The organism is Nocardiopsis metallicus (assembly GCF_014201115.1).
Taxonomy (GTDB): Bacteria; Actinomycetota; Actinomycetes; order Streptosporangiales; family Streptosporangiaceae; genus Nocardiopsis; species Nocardiopsis metallicus.
In genome coordinates this window covers 3,368,812-3,386,882 of the sequence record NZ_JACHDO010000001.1, presented here as the reverse complement: position 1 = coordinate 3,386,882, position 18,071 = coordinate 3,368,812, and the positions used below count along the sequence as shown (strand labels likewise).

At 70.9% G+C, this 18,071-nt stretch carries 17 protein-coding genes; 6 read left to right on the top strand and 11 right to left on the bottom strand.

The window, feature by feature from the left end:
* Window positions 1-87: 87 nt before the first annotated feature.
* From HNR07_RS14680 to HNR07_RS14645, 8 genes are all read right to left on the bottom strand, one after another.
* Window positions 88-246, bottom strand: coding sequence for a hypothetical protein (locus tag HNR07_RS14680; protein WP_184365480.1), 159 nt, complete (start codon window positions 244-246; stop codon window positions 88-90).
* Window positions 247-390: 144 nt separating this feature from the next.
* Window positions 391-1,080: a hypothetical protein gene (locus tag HNR07_RS14675; RefSeq protein WP_184365479.1), complete on the bottom strand. Its 690-nt coding sequence runs from the start codon at window positions 1,078-1,080 to the stop codon at window positions 391-393.
* A gap of 355 nt (window positions 1,081-1,435) precedes the next feature.
* Entirely contained in the window at window positions 1,436-2,380 is a 945-nt protein-coding gene (locus HNR07_RS14670) for a serine/threonine-protein kinase (RefSeq protein ID WP_184372035.1), read from the bottom strand.
* A gap of 352 nt (window positions 2,381-2,732) precedes the next feature.
* Window positions 2,733-3,119, bottom strand: a complete 387-nt coding sequence (locus HNR07_RS14665; protein WP_221318820.1) for a PIN domain-containing protein — start codon at window positions 3,117-3,119, stop codon at window positions 2,733-2,735.
* Window positions 3,070-3,333, bottom strand: coding sequence for a type II toxin-antitoxin system Phd/YefM family antitoxin (locus HNR07_RS14660; RefSeq protein WP_184365478.1), 264 nt, complete (start codon window positions 3,331-3,333; stop codon window positions 3,070-3,072). Before HNR07_RS14660 ends, HNR07_RS14665 begins: the two co-directional genes overlap by 50 nt.
* Before the next feature lie 136 nt (window positions 3,334-3,469).
* A complete protein-coding gene (locus tag HNR07_RS14655; protein ID WP_184365477.1) occupies window positions 3,470-4,627 on the bottom strand; it encodes an acyl-CoA dehydrogenase family protein in 1,158 nt (385 codons plus the stop codon).
* Window positions 4,624-6,813, bottom strand: a complete 2,190-nt coding sequence (locus HNR07_RS14650) for an acetyl/propionyl/methylcrotonyl-CoA carboxylase subunit alpha (protein WP_376769922.1) — start codon at window positions 6,811-6,813, stop codon at window positions 4,624-4,626. Before HNR07_RS14650 ends, HNR07_RS14655 begins: the two co-directional genes overlap by 4 nt.
* Window positions 6,814-6,820: 7 nt before the next feature.
* Entirely contained in the window at window positions 6,821-8,431 is a 1,611-nt protein-coding gene (locus HNR07_RS14645; RefSeq protein ID WP_184372030.1) for a carboxyl transferase domain-containing protein, read from the bottom strand.
* A gap of 148 nt (window positions 8,432-8,579) precedes the next feature.
* Between HNR07_RS14645 and HNR07_RS14640 the strand changes: the two genes are divergently transcribed.
* Together HNR07_RS14640 and HNR07_RS14635 are read left to right on the top strand one after the other, a co-directional pair.
* On the top strand, window positions 8,580-9,227 hold the full coding sequence (locus tag HNR07_RS14640; RefSeq protein ID WP_184365476.1) for an SACE_7040 family transcriptional regulator: 648 nt from the start codon (window positions 8,580-8,582) through the stop codon (window positions 9,225-9,227).
* 102 nt (window positions 9,228-9,329) lie between these two features.
* Window positions 9,330-10,796, top strand: coding sequence for a catalase (locus HNR07_RS14635; protein WP_184365475.1), 1,467 nt, complete (start codon window positions 9,330-9,332; stop codon window positions 10,794-10,796).
* Between the two features lie 92 nt (window positions 10,797-10,888).
* On the opposite strand, the gene HNR07_RS14630 is transcribed toward HNR07_RS14635, so the two are convergent.
* Entirely contained in the window at window positions 10,889-11,356 is a 468-nt protein-coding gene (locus HNR07_RS14630) for a hypothetical protein (RefSeq protein ID WP_184365474.1), read from the bottom strand.
* A gap of 303 nt (window positions 11,357-11,659) precedes the next feature.
* Between HNR07_RS14630 and HNR07_RS14625 the strand changes: the two genes are divergently transcribed.
* The gene (locus HNR07_RS14625; protein WP_184365473.1) at window positions 11,660-13,036 is read left to right on the top strand and encodes an NAD(P)/FAD-dependent oxidoreductase; all 1,377 of its coding nucleotides are present in this window, start codon (window positions 11,660-11,662) and stop codon (window positions 13,034-13,036) included.
* Here HNR07_RS14625 and HNR07_RS14620 read toward each other — a convergent pair.
* Window positions 13,021-13,803, bottom strand: coding sequence for a metal-sensitive transcriptional repressor family protein (locus HNR07_RS14620; protein WP_184365472.1), 783 nt, complete (start codon window positions 13,801-13,803; stop codon window positions 13,021-13,023). The genes HNR07_RS14625 and HNR07_RS14620 overlap by 16 nt on opposite strands.
* A gap of 128 nt (window positions 13,804-13,931) precedes the next feature.
* The gene (locus tag HNR07_RS14615) at window positions 13,932-14,222 is read right to left on the bottom strand and encodes a metal-sensitive transcriptional regulator (protein ID WP_017581550.1); all 291 of its coding nucleotides are present in this window, start codon (window positions 14,220-14,222) and stop codon (window positions 13,932-13,934) included.
* Between the two features lie 303 nt (window positions 14,223-14,525).
* On the opposite strand from HNR07_RS14615, the gene HNR07_RS14610 reads away from it, so the two are divergent.
* From HNR07_RS14610 to HNR07_RS14600, 3 genes are all read left to right on the top strand, one after another.
* Window positions 14,526-15,962, top strand: coding sequence for an LPXTG cell wall anchor domain-containing protein (locus HNR07_RS14610; protein ID WP_184373096.1), 1,437 nt, complete (start codon window positions 14,526-14,528; stop codon window positions 15,960-15,962).
* A 61-nt stretch (window positions 15,963-16,023) separates the two neighbouring features.
* Entirely contained in the window at window positions 16,024-16,269 is a 246-nt protein-coding gene (locus tag HNR07_RS14605) for a DUF2630 family protein (RefSeq protein WP_017581553.1), read from the top strand.
* A 128-nt stretch (window positions 16,270-16,397) separates the two neighbouring features.
* Window positions 16,398-17,126 (top strand): DUF4126 domain-containing protein, encoded by a 729-nt coding sequence (locus tag HNR07_RS14600; RefSeq protein ID WP_246420312.1) that lies wholly within the window; start codon window positions 16,398-16,400, stop codon window positions 17,124-17,126.
* Window positions 17,127-18,071: the final 945 nt, after the last annotated feature.

Below are 18,071 nucleotides of genomic sequence, written 5' to 3'. Positions count from 1 at the left end.
CGAGGCGCGTTCGGCGCCCCCCGCACGCGAAGAGCGCCCGCCCCCCAGCTGGGGGGCGGGCGCTCCACCGTTTCGGGAGGGGCCGGATCAGCCGCGCTCACGCGGGCTCTTGTCGTCCTTGTCGTCCTTGAAGAGGTCCTCACGGGAGATCTTCGCGGTGGCGTTGGGGTCCGGCGCGGTCTCCTCCTCGTCGTCGCGGAACAGGTCCGCGCGCGAGATGCGGTGCGTGGCATTGGGGTCGCTCATGGGGTAACTGCTCCTCGTGCGTTGGGGTATGCCGGATTTTATCCGCCTCGCCTGACGGAACCGTACGCTCGGGGCCGGATACCCACGGTTGTGCTCTGTCCGTAGATGATGGGTTCGTACTCGCTGATCCCGTGGTGCTGTGGTTCAGGACCCCGTGGTGTTGCGTTCCCAGGCTTGCTCGGGGACCCGGCTCATCAGTTCGATCAGGTAGTCCGCCGCGGTCAGGGCGCGGTCGGGGTCCAGGCGCATGGCCGCCCAGGTCATGACGTGGCCGCCGGTGAAGCGTACCGGCAGGGAGCGCGAGCGGCAGTCCGACAGCAGCCAGGAGACCGTGCCGTGGTCCAGGACGGCGCGGGCGAAGCGGTCGTCGGAGCTGACGGTGTGGAAGGCCTCGGCGAAGGCCCGGTCGACCTCCTCCGGGTCGCCCCGGCCGTCCAGGGACACGGTACGCGCCAGGTCGCGGCGGCGGATCTCCAGTTCGCCTCCGCCGCCCGGCGCGTGCACGGCCACGACGCGGTGGGTGTGCCGGGCCTGTCCGGTGCCGCGCCGCGCGGACGTGGGGGCGCTGTGGCTGAGTTCGTACATCGTGACCAGGTGCGCGCCGCGGCGACCGGTGAGCACGTGCCGTACCCGGGGGTCGCGCCCGCGCAGGGCCAGGGGCGGCGTCGCCTCCTCCAGCGGCCGCGGATGGTGCTCGGTGTAGTGCCAGCCGTGTTCGTCGGCCCAGTGCCGCAGCTCGCTGACCCGTTCCTTGCGAAAATGCGCGGCGACCGTGATCACCCCGGCCGACACCACCACGGCGACCAGGGCGATCAGGGACAGAGCGCCTTCCATCCGGTCTCTCCTCCGGTGGGGAAATGTGGGGGCCAGGGGCCCGTGGCTGCCCCGCGTCGCGGGCCGGGCGCCGTGAGCCCGAAAATCAGGGGGCCCGCACTGGCCGTATGGGTCCATTCTGTTCCGATAAGTGGTGCTTGTCACCCCTCGGTGTTGTCTCTCGGTGACACTGGGCAGGTGTGCGCCCTGCGCTGGGCCCCTCTCCCCGGCCGACCCACGGCCCTCCCCGACGGACCGCGGACACCGGCGGGGACCGGTCCCCAGCAGCGCGCATGCTCGGATTTCGTGGGTCTGGCGGGCGTCGGTTCCGAACTCATCGCCGGGGCGAACCACGCAGGGCCGATACTGAGAGTGACTAGGTGAATGCGGGCTTCCTGTTGTCCGGAAGTGGCCAGGGAGTCGCCGGAATCAGCTGGAGGTCGCGCAGGATCTGTTCCGGGGTGGGCCGGTAGGCGGCGGGTGCGGTCAGCGCGGCGTGCACCGGGGGGAACAACTCCGATGGGAGCCCGGCCAGGTCGGCCGCACCGCGCAGCACCCGACGGGTGACGGTGCCGACGCTCCCGCGCCCGAAGGGGTTGCGGCCGGTGGCGGCGTAGGCGGTCAGCTGCCCCCACGAGAACACGTCAGAGGCGGTGGTGGCGGGCGCGCCCAGGAGCCGCTCGGGCGCGATCCAGCCGGGGGTGCCCGCCACCCCGCCCGCCCGGGTGTTGGCGGCGACGTCCACGGAACGCCCGTCGCGGCCCGGGGCGTACGCGTGACCCGTCGGGGGATAGGGGGCGCTGTCCAGGGCACGGGCGATTCCGAAGTCCAGGATCCGGGGGCCGTCCGGGGAGATGATGACGTTGCTCGGCTTGAGGTCGCGGTGCACGAGCCCGGCGCCGTGGATGTCGGCCAGCGCCGAGGCCACTCCGGCGGCCAGCCGGGTCAGGGAGCGGCCGATCAGCGGGCCGGTGCTCCTGACCCGTGCGTGCAGGGTCGGCCCGGGGATGAACTCGGTGGCGAGCCAGGGGCTCGGGGCCCGGGGCGCGGCGCCGATGAAGCGCGGCACGAAGCGGCTGCGGACGCGGCGCAGTGATCCGACCTCACGGGCGAAGCGGGCCCGGAACTCCGGCTCGTCGGCCAACTCCGGGTGCACGGCCTTGACCGCGACCAAACGCCCGAACCGGGAGCGGCCCAGATAGACGGTGCCCATCCCGCCGGACCCCAGACGCCCCAGTAACCGGTGCGGGCCCAACCGGGCGGGGTCGTGCGCGCCCAGGGGCGTGAACGCGGGCAGGGAACGGCGTGGGGAGGTGAACACGGCGTCGGTACCTCGCGGGGGGTTAGGGGGCGGAGGGGCGGCCGCCCTGACCGGTGACGGAACCGTCACACAGTGAGAGGCTCTGGTGTGTCCGACGCGCCGGAACCCCGAGAAGTTCGGCGCTGCAGGGGGTCTCTGCCGGTTTTCGGGTGGCGGAGAGGCAGGTATTCCGTTCCCGGGAAGAGAAGGAGCGCGCGCCCGGCTCCCGGTGCCCGGTGTCCCCGACTTGACGACCCCGGAGGTTTCGGTGGCCTCGACGCAGTCGCCCCGACCGTGCCGACGCGGGCGAGTCCAGACCGCGATGACCTCTAGGGCGCCTTCGAGGCCCTTGAAGTCCTCCGCGTTCCGTGTGTCAGAGGGGCGGCCCGTGAACGGAGGCGATCGAGGCGATCATCAGATCCATCCTGCGCGGTTTCGGGCCGCGGTTCGCCGCGATGGTCAAGGCGACCAGGGTGCCGTAGCGTGCGGCAGCTTCACCACCCAACGGCAGCGGCACGAAATCCACGGCCGCGCCCCGGAGCCGTTCTGTGCGCACGGCTCTGGCCACGGGCTCCTTCGCCATGGCGACCCCCTGATGGAGTTCAGCCACGGTGACGGAGGTGATCTCGGGAAAGTCCGGCGGGACCGCAGGGTCGAGATCGGGTCGGTCGATGACGGCGCGGGTGCCGAGGACCCCGGACGCGTGGCCTTCAGGCGTGTTCGTCCTCGCCGCCCCGATCTTCGTCGCCGAGGAACTCATCGGCTTCGTCCCTCATTTCGGCATGGTCGACGCCTGGCGGGCGCCGGTGGCGCTCGACCAGTTCCTGAGCGCTGAGTTTGCGCCCGCGGGCGATGGGCCTCACTTCGGCGACCTCCACCCCGTTACGCGTGACATGGAAGGTTTCCCCGGCCTCCACCGCGTCCATGACAGCGGCGGCCTTGTTTCGGAACTCCCTCTGCGTGATCCTCTTCACGTATCGAACGCAGCCCTGCGTGTCTCATCGTGCTACGGACTCCTTTGAGGCGCGGACACGGGAACGCGGCCCCGGGAACTCCATCTGGGTTTCGATGACGCCGTCCGGGGCCGCGGGTCTGTGGGCCTGCGGGGCTCTAGGCGGGGAGCCCGAGTTCCCTCGCGATGAGCATCTTCTGGACCTCGCTCGTCCCTTCACCGATCTCGAGGATCTTGGCGTCGCGGTAGAAGCGGCCCACGGCGTAGTCGTTCATGAATCCGTAGCCGCCGAAGACCTGGGTCGCGTCGCGGGCGTTGTCCATCGCGGCGTTGGAGGCGATGAGCTTGGCGATCGCCGCCTCCTTCTTGAAGGGCTCTCCGGCGAGCATCCGGGAGGCCGCGTCGTAGTAGGCCAGACGCGCGCTGTAGGCGCGGGACTCCATCTCGGCGATCTTGAACTGGATCGCCTGGTAGGCGCCGATGCTGTGGCCGAAGGCCTGGCGCTCGTGGGCGTAGCGCACGCTCTCGTCCACGCAGCCCTGGGCCAGCCCGACGGAGAGCGCGGCGATGGCGATGCGGCCCTCGTCGAGGATGCGCAGGAACTGGGCGTAGCCGCGCCCGCGCTCACCGACCAGGTTGGCTTCGGGGACGCGGCAGTCCTCGAAGACGAGCTCGTTGGTGTCCGAGGCGTTCCAGCCGACCTTGGAGTACTTCTGGCCCACGGAGAAGCCCGGGGTGCCCTTGGGGACCAGGATCGAGGAGATCTCCGGTCGGCCGTCCCCGCGCTTGCCGGTCACCGCGGTCACCGTGACCAGGGCGGTGATGTCGGTGCCCGAGTTGGTGATGAACGACTTGGTCCCGTTGATCACCCACTCGCCGTTCTCCAGGCGCGCGGTGGTCTTGGTCGCCCCGGCGTCGGAGCCGCCGTCCGGTTCGGTCAGGCCGAACGCGCCGAGTGCCTCGCCCGAGGTGAGCTTGGGCAGGTAGGTCTTCTTCTGTTCCTCGGTGCCGAAGCGGTGGATCGGCATCGCACCGAGGGACACCCCCGCTTCGAGGGTGATCGCCACCGAGGAGTCCACCCGGGCCAGTTCTTCGAGAGCCAGGCACAGGGCGAAGTAGTCGCCGCCCATGCCGCCGTGCTCCTCGGGGAAGGGCAGCCCGAACAGGCCCATCTGGCCCATCTTGGCGATGATGCCGTAGGGGAACGCGCCCCGCTCGTAGAAGTCGCCGATCACCGGCGCGACCTCGGTCCGGGCGAAGGTCTCCACGGCGGCCCGCAGGTCGGCGTGCTCGGTCGAGAGTTCGTGGCGGTTCATCGCTGCTCCTCGGTGGTGGAGGTGGAAGGGGCGCCGGCCGGGTTCTCGGCCGACGCGGTGAGGGGGTCGACGGTGACCAGGACGGCGTCCATGGGCACGGAGGAACCGGGGCGGACCGCCACGGTGGTGACGGTTCCGTCCACGGGCGCGGCCACGGAGTGCTCCATCTTCATCGCCTCGACCACCACGAGGGTGGTCCCGGCGGTGACCTCCTGGCCCACCCGGACCGGGACGTCGAGCACGGTGCCCGGCATGGGGCTGCGCACCGTGCCGTCGGCGGCGGCGTCGTCCTCGCGCAGCGCGGCGGTGACGGGCTCCTCGTGCAGGGTCCAGGCCGAGCCGTCTGCGCCCAGCCACCGGTGCGCGGTGGCCGGGTCGTCGGCGCGCAGGTAGGTGCGTGTCCGGTCGGGGGTGGTGACGGTGAGCCGGGTGCCGTCGGCGGAGCGCCGGGCGTGGACCCGCACGGGCTTCCGGCCGGTCGTCCCGTGCTCTGCGGTGACGGGTTCGGTCCCCGAACCGGGCTCGGAGCCGGGACCCTCCACGCTCACCAGGTAGCGCCCGGCGGCGCCGTCGCGGCGGACCCGGACCACGGTCGCCTCGTGCCCGGGCGCGCGCAGCCGCCACGGGGTCCAGGCCGGGCCGCCCATCCGCCAGCCGTCGGGTACGGCGAACCGGTCGGGGCTGGGCGGACCTTCGAGGTCGAGCTGGTGGTCCACGGCCGCGGCCGCGTACACCTCCTCCGGCACGCCCTCGGGGGCGGCGGGCGGCGGGTCCTGGGCGATCAGGTCGGTGCTCAGGTCACCGGCCACCACCCGCGGGTGCAGCAACAGCCTGCGCAGGTAGGCGGTGTTGGTCACACAGCCCAGCAGGGTGTAGGAGCCCAGCGCCGCGTCCATCCGGCGCAGCGCCCCGGCCCGGTCCGCGCCCCAGGTGATCACCTTGGCCAGCATGGGGTCGAAGTCGGAGGTCACCGCGCCGCCCTCAGCCACCCCCGAGTCCACGCGCACGCCCGGGCCCGAGGGCTCGCGCAGCGCCAGGATCGGACCGCCCGAGGGCAGGAAACCCCGGTCGGCGTCCTCGGCGTAGATCCGTGTCTCCACCGCGTGCCCGACCCACGAGACCTCCTCCTGGGTGAAGGGCAGCGGCTCACCGGCGGCCACGCGCAGCTGGAGCTCCACGAGGTCCACGCCGCGCTCGCCGCGCACCGCCACGACCTCCTCGGTCACCGGGTGCTCCACCTGCAGGCGGGTGTTCATCTCCAGGAAGGAGAACGACAGCTCGCCGTCGGCCCCGGTCTCGGCGATGAACTCCACCGTGCCCGCGCCCACGTAACCGCAGGAGCGGGCGGCGGCCACCGCCGCCTCGCCCATGGTGGCCCGCTGCTCCTCGCTGAGCAGTGGGGAGGGCGCCTCCTCCACCACCTTCTGGTGGCGGCGCTGCAGGCTGCACTCGCGCTCGCCCAGGTGCAGGACGTTGCCGTGGGCGTCGGCCAGGACCTGCACCTCGATGTGGCGCGGCCGCTGGACCAGCTTCTCCACCAGCAGGGTGGCGTCACCGAAGGAGGCCAGCGCCTCGCGGCGGGCGGCCGCGGCGTCGGCGACCAGCGCCTCGGGTGCGTGGACCGCCCGCATGCCCTTGCCACCGCCACCAGCGGAGGGCTTGATGAGCAGCGGGTACCCGGTCTCGGCGGCCGCGCGCAGCAGCTCGTCGTCGGGCAGGGGTTGGCCGGGCTTCTCGGTGAACCCGCCCAGGACCGGCACGCCCGCGGCGGCCACGGTGTCCTTGGCGCGGATCTTGTCGCCCATCGCCTCGATCGCGGCGGCGGGCGGGCCGACGAAGACCAGACCGGCGTCGGTGCAGGCCCGGGCGAAGCCGGCGTTCTCGGAAAGGAAGCCGTAGCCGGGGTGGATCATGGTGGCCCCGCTGGCCAGGGCCGCGGCGACGATGGCGTCGGCGTCCAGGTAACGCTCCACCCGGTAGGCCTCGTCGGCGGCCAGGGTGTGCGGGGAGGCGGCGTCGGCGTCGGTGTACACCGCGACCGAACGCAGTCCGGTGCGGCGCAGGGTGCGCATCACCCGGAGCGCGATCTCGCCCCGGTTGGCGACCAGCACGGTGGTCGGGCCGAGACCGTCGGCTGTACCGGCTGTGCCGGGTTCGGTCGAAGTTCTGCTTGGCGTCGTGGTCAAGGGTTCCTCACATCCGGAAGACGCCGTAGCCGACCGGCTCAAGGGGCGCGTGGCGGGCGGCGGACAGGGCCATGGCGAGCACGTCGCGGGTGTCGGCGGGGTCGATGACGCCGTCGTCCCACAGGCGGGCGGTGGAGTAGTACGGGCTGCCCTGTTCCTCGTACTGGTCGCGGATGGGCGCCTTGAAGGCCTCCTCGTCCTCGGCCGACCACTCCTCGCCGCGGATCTCCTTCTGGTCCCGGCGCACGGTGGACAGCACCGAGGCGGCCTGTTCTCCGCCCATCACGGAGATGCGGGCGTTGGGCCACATCCACAGGAAGCGGGGTGAGTACGCGCGGCCGCACATCGAGTAGTTGCCCGCACCGAAGGACCCGCCGATCACCACGGTGAACTTGGGCACGCGCGCGCAGGCCACGGCGGTGACCATCTTCGCGCCGTGCTTGGCGATACCGCCCGCCTCGTAGTCGCGGCCGACCATGAACCCGGAGATGTTCTGCAGGAACACCAGGGGGACGGAGCGGCGGTCGCAGAGTTCGATGAAGTGCGCGCCCTTGAGCGCGGACTCGGCGAACAGGATGCCGTTGTTGGCGATGATCCCCACCGGGTGGCCTTGGACGCGCGCGAAGCCGGTGACCAGGGTGGTGCCGTACTCGGACTTGAACTCGGTGAACTCGCTGCCGTCGACGATCCGGCCGATGACCTCGCGCACGTCGTAGGGGGTGCGGGTGTCGGCGGGGACCACCCCGTACAGCTCTTCGGGATCGAGCTCGGGCGGGCGCGGCTCACGCGTCTCCCAGGCCGGAGGGCCCAGCGGCCCGAGGGTGTCGGCGATCTGGCGCACCTTGGTCAGGGCGTCGGCGTCGTCGTCGGCCAGGTGGTCGGTGACCCCGGAGACCCTGGAGTGCAGGTCGCCGCCGCCCAGTTCCTCGGCGGTGACGACCTCGCCGGTGGCGGCCTTCACCAGGGGCGGGCCGCCCAGGAAGATCGTGCCCTGCTCGCGGACGATCACGGCCTCGTCGCTCATCGCCGGGACGTACGCGCCGCCCGCGGTGCACGAACCCAGGACCGCGGCGATCTGCGGGATGCCCGCCCGCGACATGGTGGCCTGGTTGTAGAAGATGCGGCCGAAGTGCTCGCGGTCGGGGAACACCTCGTCCTGCATGGGCAGGAACGCGCCGCCGGAGTCGGCCAGGTACACGCAGGGGAGGCGGTTGTGCAGCGCGACCTCCTGGGCGCGCAGGTGCTTCTTGACCGTCATCGGGTAGTAGCTGCCGCCCTTGACGGTGGCGTCGTTGGCGACCACGACCGTCGGCCGTCCGGCCACGCGGCCGATGCCGGCGATCATCCCGGCTCCGGGGGCGTCCTGGCCGTCCTCGCCGTAGAGGCCGTAGGCGGCCAACGGGGCGATCTCCAGGAACGGGGAACCGGGGTCGAGGAGGAGATCGACGCGGTCGCGGGGGAGGAGTTTGCCGCGTTCGACGTGGCGCGCCCGGGTCTTCTCGGGGCCGCCGAGGGCCGCGGTCGCGATCCGCTCCCGCAGCTCCAGCGCGAGCGCGCGGTTCGCGGCGTCGTTGGCGGCGAACGCGGGACCGGCGGTGTCGACCGCCGATCCGAGCACAGGTGCCCTGCTCATGGTGTCCTCTCGTGGAGGGATGTTAATGCTCACTAACAACAGTGATGTTAGTAACTACTAACATGGGTGTCCAGAGCCGGGGTGGCGCGGGTCACGCGGAGCGCTCTGCGGCAAGGCGGCGGAAGGTGCACGGATGGGGACGAGACCGAGCGGCAGGGCCACGCACGAGCGGTCCTCGGGTCAGAGACCGACGAGCCAGCGGCCCACGGGTGAGAGGCGGACGGCGATCCTGGGGGCGGCCGCCCGGCTCTTCGCCGCGCACGGGTACCGGGGCGTGACCATCGACGACCTCGGCCGGGCCGTGGGGACCACCGGGCCCGCCCTGTACCGGCACTTCCCCGGTAAGGAGGCGCTGCTCGGCGAGGTCCTGGTGGACATCAGCGAACGCCTCGCCCGGCGCGGGCGCGAGCTCGCCGACGCGGCGGACGGGCCGGAGACGGCCCTGGAGGCGCTGCTGCGCGGGCACATCGAGTTCTCCCTGGACGAACCCGACCTGATCACCGTGCACGACCGCGAACTGGGAAACCTCACCGACCAGGACCGCCGCCGGGTCCGACGTCTCCAGCGCGGCTACGTCGAGGAGTGGGTCAACGTCCTGGCCGCACTGCGCCCCCGGGACTCGCACGCCACCCTGCGAGCCTCGGTGCACGCCGCGTTCGGGTTGCTCAACTCCACCCCGCACAGTCGCGGGGCGCTCTCCCGTGGCGAGATGGCCGAACTGCTCATGAGGATGGGCTCGGCCGCACTGCTCGCCGGAGACCCCGTGCCAACCCCGAGATAAGGCTGCGTTGAACGTGCCTTTAGCTCCCCACGGGTAGACAGCGCACGAGTCCCGGACCCGACAACCGGGACGCGCGCGTCTACCTCTAAGGGGAGATCCTTCATGGTCGACTACCGGCCAGAATCCCAGGGCACCACCACCAACGCAGGAATCCCGGCACCCAGCGACGAGCAGTCCCTGAGCGTGGGCCGGGACGGGCCCGTCGTCCTGCATGACGCCTACCTCATCGAGAAGATGGCGCAGTTCAACCGGGAACGGGTGCCCGAGCGGGTGGTACACGCCAAGGGCAGCGGAGCCTACGGCACCTTCCGGGTGACCAACGACGTCAGCCAGTACACCTGTGCGGATCTCTTCCAGCCCGGGCGTGAGACCCCGATGCTGGCCCGCTTCTCCACGGTGGCGGGGGAGATGGGCAGCCCGGACACCTGGCGCGACCCGCGCGGCTTCGCTTTGAAGTTCTACACGCAACAGGGCAACTACGACATGGTCGGCAACAACACGCCGGTCTTCTTCATGAAGGACCCGCAGAAGTTCCAGGACTTCATCCGGTCCCAGAAGCGAGACCCGCGCACCGGCCTGCGCGACAACACCATGCAGTGGGACTACTGGTCCCTCTCGCCGGAGTCCGCGCACCAGGTCACCTGGCTCATGGGTGACCGGGGCATCCCGAGGACCTGGCGCAACATGGACGGGTTCAGCTCGCACACCTACCAGTGGATCAACGCCAAGGGGCAGCGCTTCTGGGTCAAGTACCACTTCCGGACCGACCAGGGCAACGACTTCCTCACCCAGGAGGAGTCGGACCGGATCGCCGGTGAGGACGCCGACCACCACCGCCGCGACCTGTTCGAGGCGATCGAGCGCGGCGACCACCCCTCGTGGACGCTGAGCATGCAGATCATGCCGATCGACGAGGCCGCGGACTACCGGTTCAACCCGTTCGACCTGACGAAGGTGTGGCCCAAGGGCGACTACCCACTGATCGAGGTCGGGCGGATGACGCTCAACGAGAACCCGGGGAACCACTTCATCCACATCGAGCAGGCCGCGTTCGAGCCCTCGAACCTGGTGCCGGGCATCGGCCCCTCGCCGGACAAGATGCTGCTGGGCCGCCTGTTCTCCTACCCCGACACCCACCGCTACCGGATCGGGGTCAACTACACCGAGCTGCCGCCGAACCGGCCGCATGTGCGGGTGCGCTCCTACGCCAAGGACGGGCACATGCGTCAGTTCCCACCCGACACCGCGGCGGTCTACCACCCCAACTCCTTCGGCGGCCCCGACGCGGGACGCCAGGAGGGTGTGGAACAGGCGACCTGGCAGGTGGAGGCGGCCGAACTGGTGCGCGAGGCCTACACCCAGCACCGTGACGACGATGACTTCGTCCAGCCCCGCGCACTGATCCGCGACGTCATGGACGACGCGGCCCGCGACCGGCTCGTGCGCAACGTGGTCGGTCACGTCTCCGCCGTCACCGACGACGGCGTGCGCTCACGGGCGGTCAAGTACTGGACCGACATCGACAGCGAGATCGGTTCCCGTGTCTCCCAGGGCCTCAACGGAGGCTGACCCGGAAGCCGGGAGGCGTACACGGCTGGGGCGGGTGGCCGCGGCCACCCGCCCCTCACCGCTCACCGGGAACCATCCCGGCCAGCCCGCCCCTACCGGAGGCTGAGGCCGAGGCCGCCCACGACGTCCTCCACCGGCTGGGTGACGTCGCCGGTGTCGACGTCCTCGACCGGCAGGTCCCCGGTGACGTCGTCGGTGTCGACCGGGAGCTCCCCGGTCACGTCGTCGGTGGAGACCGGCAGGTCGAGCGCCTCGAGGGCGCCCAGCGGGTCCTCGAGTTCCAGCAGCGCCTGGAGCGCTGCCAGGGCGTCGGGATCGCTGAGCAGCTCGACGGCGTCCTCGTTGGCCAGGATCTCCTGGACCTGCGGGTCCTCGAGCAGGGCCTCCGCCTCGGGTGAGAGGCCCTCGAGCTCTCCGGTCACGTCATCGGTGACTTCGGTGACCTCGTCCACGGTGTCGGTGACCTCGTCCGGCGGGTCGGCGAAGGCCGCTCCCACGCCGAACACGGTCAGTCCTGCGGCCAGTACGGCCGTGGTGGCGATCCTGGTGAACGCACGCATACGCGTTCTTGCCCCTCTCTGCGACACGGGTCAGCACTTTCCGTTTGTGCATGACCACACACAGTCACCAAGTCTCGGCTCCAGGAAACCAATAGCGGGTTTTGTCCCGGTGAAGACCCCGTATGCCTTTGCGGAGGCGGCCCAATGGCCGACAAAGTCCCGGGAACGACTCGCGTGGGGACCCGTCGAATCGAACCCCGCGGCCGTACATTCGGCAGCGGTGAAGTGGGTACGCCCGCATCCGACGGCCCACAGACGCGAAGGACGTCCCGCCCCCCGATACGAAGAAGGAGCGGTGAACACATGTCTCGGCCTCGGATCGTGGTGGTCGGCGCAGGTTTCGGCGGCCTGCACACCCTGCGGCACCTGGAACGACGCATCCCCAACGGTGCGGCTGACATCGCGCTCGTCGCGCCGCACGACTACATGCTCTACAGCCCCCTGCTGCCCCAGGTGGCCTCGGGGCTGCTCACCCCGCAGTCGGTGGCCATGTCGGTGCACCGGCTCACCCGCAAGACCCGGCTGGTCCCCGGGCACGCGATCGGGGTGGACACCCAGGACCGCACGGTGGTGGTGCGCAGGCCCACCGGGGAGCTCCTGCCCTGTAAGTACGACCGGCTCGTCCTGGCACCCGGCGCGCTCACCAGGGAGTTCGACATCCCCGGGCTCACCCAGCACGCCTACGGCGCCAAGACCCTGGCCGAAGCGGTCCTGCTGCGTGACCACGTGCTCGCCCAGCTGGAGCTGGCCAACGACTCCAGGGACCCGGTCGAACGCGAGGAGCGCTGCCGGTTCATCGTGGTCGGCGGCGGTTACACCGGCGTGGAGACCGCGGCCTCGCTGATGCGCCTGTGCGAGGAGGCCGCCCGGCGCTACCCCGAGCTGCGCTCGGTCATCCGCTGGCACCTGGTGGACATCGCGCCCAAGGTGCTGCCCGAACTCGGCGACCGGCTCGGCCGTAAGGCCCTCGACCTGCTCCGCAACCTCGGTATCGAGGTCAAGCTCAAGGTGACCGTGCGGGAGGTGACCGCGGACAAGGTGGTCCTCACCGACGGGCGCGCACTGCCCTGCCGCACCCTCATCTGGACCGCCGGGGTCACGCCCAGCCCGCTGATGGAGACCCTCGGCAAACCGACCCAACGCGGCCGCCTGGAGGTGGGTGCTGACCTGGCGGTGCCCGGGCAGCCCGACGTCTTCGCGATCGGCGACGCCGCGGCGGTGCCCAACCTCTCGCACGCCGAGAGCGCCTACTGCCCGCCCACGGCCCAGTACGCCACCAGGCAGGCCGCCACCGTCGCCCAGAACGTGGTCAACTCGGTTCTGGGCCGTCCGCTGCGGGAGTTCAAGCACAAGGACATGGGCCTGGTGGTGGACCTGAGCGGCAAGGACGCACTGGCCAGGATCCTGCAGTTCGACCTGAGCGGGCTGCCGGCCCTGGCGGCCACCCGCGGCTACCACCTGGTTTCGGTACCGTCCCCGACCGCGCGGGCGCGCATCGCCGCCAACTGGGGCATCCGCGCCTTCACCGGGGGAGAGGTCTCCCGGATGGGGTTCGCCGACGAGGGCCGCCCCTCGTCGTTCGTGGCCAACGAGAGCGTTCAGTACCTGGACGAGGCGGCCTCCCGTTCGGAGGGCGCCCGGCTGCTCGACAACGAGCGCGAGCGTTACGGCGAGGACTGAGGCGGAGCCTGGGGGTCGAACCCGGATCCGGTCGCGGGCGCTGGTCCGGGCCCGCAAGCCGGTTCGGACTCGGCCGCGGGCTTGGGAGAAGTCCCGGGCCCGGGGCCGGACCCGCGGAGCGGGTAGCGGGCCCGGCGCCAGCGGTGGACGATCACCACGGCGATGGCGCCCGAGAGGAGCACGGCGGCCAGGACGACCGGCCAGACCCCGACGCTCTCCAGCAGGGACTCGGCGTACCGGCGGCTGGTGGAGGTCGGGTCGGCGAGGACCGCCGTGACGAAGACCGCGGACAGGACGGTGGTGGCCACGGCCACCACCGTCCCGCCCCTGCCGGTCAACCCCATCCGGCGGCGCAGGACCCCGCCGGCCTCGATGATGCGGGTGACGCGCAGGAGCCGCAGGGTCCCGGCGACCCGCAGGAGCCGCAGCACCTGGGTCGGGCCGAGCGCGAAGAAGACCGCGGGCAGGGTCACCGCCGCCACGAACGTGCTCCACTTGTGGGTGCGCAGCCAGCCCAGCTTGTTCTCGGCCAGAGCGATGAGCAGGATCCACTCCACCCACAGGACCAGCCCGGCCAGCCAGTTGACCCGGTGCCCGAACTCGGCCCACCAGCCGTCCCCCCACATGCCGAGGAAGACGGCGGGGACGGAGACCGCCGCGCAGACCAGCACCGGCAGGGCCAGCCGACGCTCCAGTGTGCGGGCACGGCTGTTCTCCGCGGGGTCGTCTTCGGGCACTTCGGCGGCAGGAGGATCTTCGGGGGACATGACCGGTACGTTAACCGTGGTGCTCGGCCCTCGGCGCGGGCTGGCCGGGTCCGGCCGAGGGCTCGTGGAGGTGCGGGGGAGAGAACGGCGCCGAGGGGCGGTGTCGGCGGAGCCGGTGGTGGGAACGGTCAGGAGCGGACCAGGCGGGCGATCGCGTCCGAGGCCTCGCGGACCTTCTCGTCGGCCTCGTCGCCGCCGTTGGCGACGGCGTGCGCAACGCAGTGCTTGAGGTGCTCGTCGAGCATGGACAGCGCGAAGGAGCGCAGGGCCTTGTTGACCGCGGAGGTCTGGGTGAGGATGTCGATGCAGTACTGGTCGTCCTCGACCATCCGCTGAAGGCCGCGGATCTGTCCTTCGATCCGACGGAGCCGGTTGATGTGGCTCTGCTTGTCGTTGCTGTAACCGTGGTTCGCCGCCATGCCACCGTTTCCGTGTTGTTCCTGCTCAGCTGCCATAACAATACCCCCTCAAGGTATTCAAGTGAGGAGCTTCGCGGTCTATTCCGCCCTTCCGGCCGCCGTCGGGGGAACCATTTGTCACCAACCTGGCCGTACGAGAAGTTTCCCAGACGGGAGGGGTTCTGGGGTCCGCGAGGGCTGGGTGTCCCGTTGGTGCGGCCCGGGAGCCGCCGTGTCTCCGAGACGGGGCGGTCGAAAACCGTACTATTACTCATAGTGGTTACAAAGTTACTTTGAGTGGGGGTAGTGGTGGCGGCACGGACAGTGGCAGAACGTTCCACGTCGGTCAGGCGGGCGGGGGCGGCCGTGGTGGCCTCGATCCTGCTCGCCTCGGGGGCCATCGCGGCCGGGGCGACCTTCAGCGCCCGTGACGCGATCGCCCAACCGGCCACGCCCTACGCGTCCAGCACCTGGGGTCAGCTCGTCCTGGGCCCCACGGTCTACGGTGACGGCGCGGTCTCCGGCACTCTCACGGAGCTGGAGGTGAGCGGCGACGGCAACCAGCAGTGGGACATCAACACCGGTCCCGGCTCCGACATCTCCAACAACCTCACCTCCGCGACCGGTACCGCCGAGGTCAACGTGGTCAGCGAGCCGGAGTCGGCGATGACCAACGCCAACGGCGCCTTCACCAATCTGGACGTGCCTCCCCCCACCGCTGGCGGGGCGGCCTCCCTCATCACCCAGGGGGCGCGACAGCCCGACGGCCAGTACCGCATCTTCACCGTCTCCACCTGGAACAACCGGGTGCAGTGCGCTCCACCCGCCGGGGTCATCATCCAGGATTCCACCACCGCGCCCATGTTCATGGGGCGGTTGGTGGACGCGCCTTTGCCCAACGCCCCCGGAACCGCCGTCACGGAGCTCGACTTTCCGGGGGACTACGGGGACGGGATCACCAACGCGCACGTCACCGTGACCATCACGCACGTCTACGAGGTCGACGACCCCTACATCGGTCACGCGCGCACCGACTACACCGCAGCGGTGCAGGGACAGGACGCGGAAGGCAACCCGGTCGGCGCCCCGGTGACCCTGTTCGACATGACCCTGGGCGACGTCCGCGCCGACTGCCACCCGCTCCAGCCCTCGCCCAGCCCGACTCCGAGCCCGACCCCGAGCCCTACTCCGAGTCCGAGTCCGAGTCCGAGTCCGTCGCCGACCGAGTCGCCCAGCCCGACCCCGACCCCGACCCCGACCCCGACCCCGACCCCGAGCCCGACCCCGAGCCCTACTCCGACTCCGACCCCGAGCCCTACTCCGACTCCGAGTCCATCGCCGGATCCGAGTCCGTCGCCGGATCCGATCCCGTCTCCCACACCGAGCCCGACCGAGTCGCCCAGCCCGACCCCGAGCCCTACTCCGAGTCCGAGTCCGTCGCCGGATCCGACGCCGACGCCGACGCCGACGGAGTCACCCAGTCCGGATCCGACCCCGTCTCCGTCGCCCACCGAATCTCCGAGCCCCAGCCCGAGCCCGACCGAGTCGCCGAGTCCGGCACCGTCGCCCACGGTGTCGCCGAGTCCGTCTGACCCGCCCACCTACCCCACCGACCCCGTGCAGCCCAAGCCCGAGCCGTCGGCCGACAAGCCCAGGCTCCCGGTGACTGGCGCCAGTGTGACAGCACTGGTGATCGGGGGCCTGATGGCCATCGGCGCCGCTGTCCTCGCGTTCGTGGTCTCGCGCAAACGTTCCGTCTAGACCGGGCAATCCCGGGACCGGAGCCCTTGCCCCGGTCCCGGGCCGTGCTGACCATGGCGATATGAGCGACAGCGACGAGCAGGACATCATGACGACCATCCGCGGTCTGATGGACGAGGAGCACACGCTCCGCTCTACTCCGGGAGGGCTGGACCCGAAGGAGCGCGGCCGGATGAAGGAGGTCGAGGAGTCACTCGACCAGTGCTGGGACCTCCTCCGTCAGCGCCGGGCCCGCCGTGAATTCGGTCAGGACCCGGACGAGGCCGAGGTCCGACCCGTCTCCGAGGTCGAGAATTACCGCCAATAAAGGCGTGTAGGCGAAACCACCCGCCGTCCGCGAGCATCTACGACAGGTGACCGGTGCCGGTCCGTGCCCTCGGCCCGGCACTCCGTCCTGTCCGGACCCCCTTTGTCCGGCGCGCGCGAAGGAACCGCATGTTCGCCTCCCTTACCGGCATCGGCCTGGCCTCGGCCGCCGGGCTGAACGCCTACGTCCCCCTCCTCGTCGTCGGTCTGCTCGCCCGTTACACCGACTTCCTCCCGCTGAGCCCGACCTGGATGTGGCTGGAGCACCCCGTCACCCTGATCATCCTCGGGGTGCTGCTCGTCGTGGAGTTCGTGGCTGACAAGGTGCCCGCCGTCGACACCATCAACGACGTCCTGCAGACCTTCATCCGACCCACCTCGGGCGGTATCACCTTCGGGGCCGGGGCCTCCACCTTCACGCTCACCGAGATCACCGGTGAGGCCTCCGGGATATCGGCCGTCGCGGGCGGGGTCATCTGGGGAGCGGTGATCGCGGGGGCGACGATCGCCCTGTTCTTCCACCTGGCCAAGGCGATCGCCCGGCCGGTGATCAACGTCCTCACCTTCGGTCTCGGCGCGCCCGTGGTCTCCTTCCTGGAGGACGTCGCCAGTTTCTTCGTGGCGCTCCTGGCCGTGCTGCTGCCCCTGCTGATCGTGATCGTGTTCCCGCTGATGCTCATCCTCGGGGTGTGGGCGATCCGCAAGGGCGGTAGGGTCCGCGCCGAGAAGCGCGCTCAGAAGCAGGACCAGCGCGCGGCCAGCCGAACCACTCAGGGCCCCGGCCAGGAGCCCCGGCACAGGCCTGGGATGCTGTTGGCGGATCCGCAGCGTTGGGGCCCGGAGAAGCGGAGAGGCTGAGGAGAAGCGGAGAGGCTGATCCGTGGAGGCTGGTACGGAGCGGCTCTCCGGATCAGGCTCGGGTAGGACATTCGGGATTGGTCCTGTGCGGGGCCTGGGGCCTGCGGTTCGGGTTGGGGTTCCCCGTTTCCCGCCGCGTGATGGTGGCCGTCTGCGCTGCGCGCGTCAAGGTCGTTCGTCCTCGCTTCGCTGCGGGCGCTCCACCTTGACCCGCTTCGCTACGACGGCGTTTGGCGGCTATCGGGAAACGGGGGAGGTGTGGTCCGGGGCGGCAGGCGGGCCCCTAAAGGGGCCCAACGGCAACCACCAACGGCAACCGCGACTGCGCGGCCTTCGGCCGGTGCCTTCCCCCGGCCGGAGCGCAACGCCTGGCCGTGTCGCGGCCGGTCATTCGCCCGAACGGACAAGCGGCAGCGAGGGAAGCGGTCTCCCCAGCCCTACGGGGATCGGGGTGCGTGTCGCGGCCGGTCACTGCCCCGGACGGGAAAGCGGCGGCGAGGGAAGCAGTCTCCCTAGCCCTGCGGGGATCGGGTCGCGTGTCGTGGCCGGTCATGCGTGCCATCGGACCAGCCGGTGGTGAGGGTGGGGTTCAGCGCTGTGGTGTTGGCTCTGTGCAGGCTGGGGTGTCCGTAACCTGCGCCTGGGGTGGTCCGCTGCTTCCGAAACCCCTTCATTCCCGGTGATCTTGCTACCAGGGGCAAGTTCGGCGCCGAACTTGCCCCTGGTAGCAAGATCATCTTTGAAAGGGGGGCCGAAACCGGGCCCGGGGGCCTGGTGGGCTGCTGGTGGTGTTCGCTGGTACGGGTGACCGGCCGCGACACGGGCAACCGGTCCGCGCAGGGCTGGGGGCGCTTCTGCCTTCGCTGCCGGTTTTCGTTGCCGACCTTGACCGGCCGTGACACGTGACCTGGTCCGCTCCGGCCTGGGGAGGGCACCGGTCTGGGA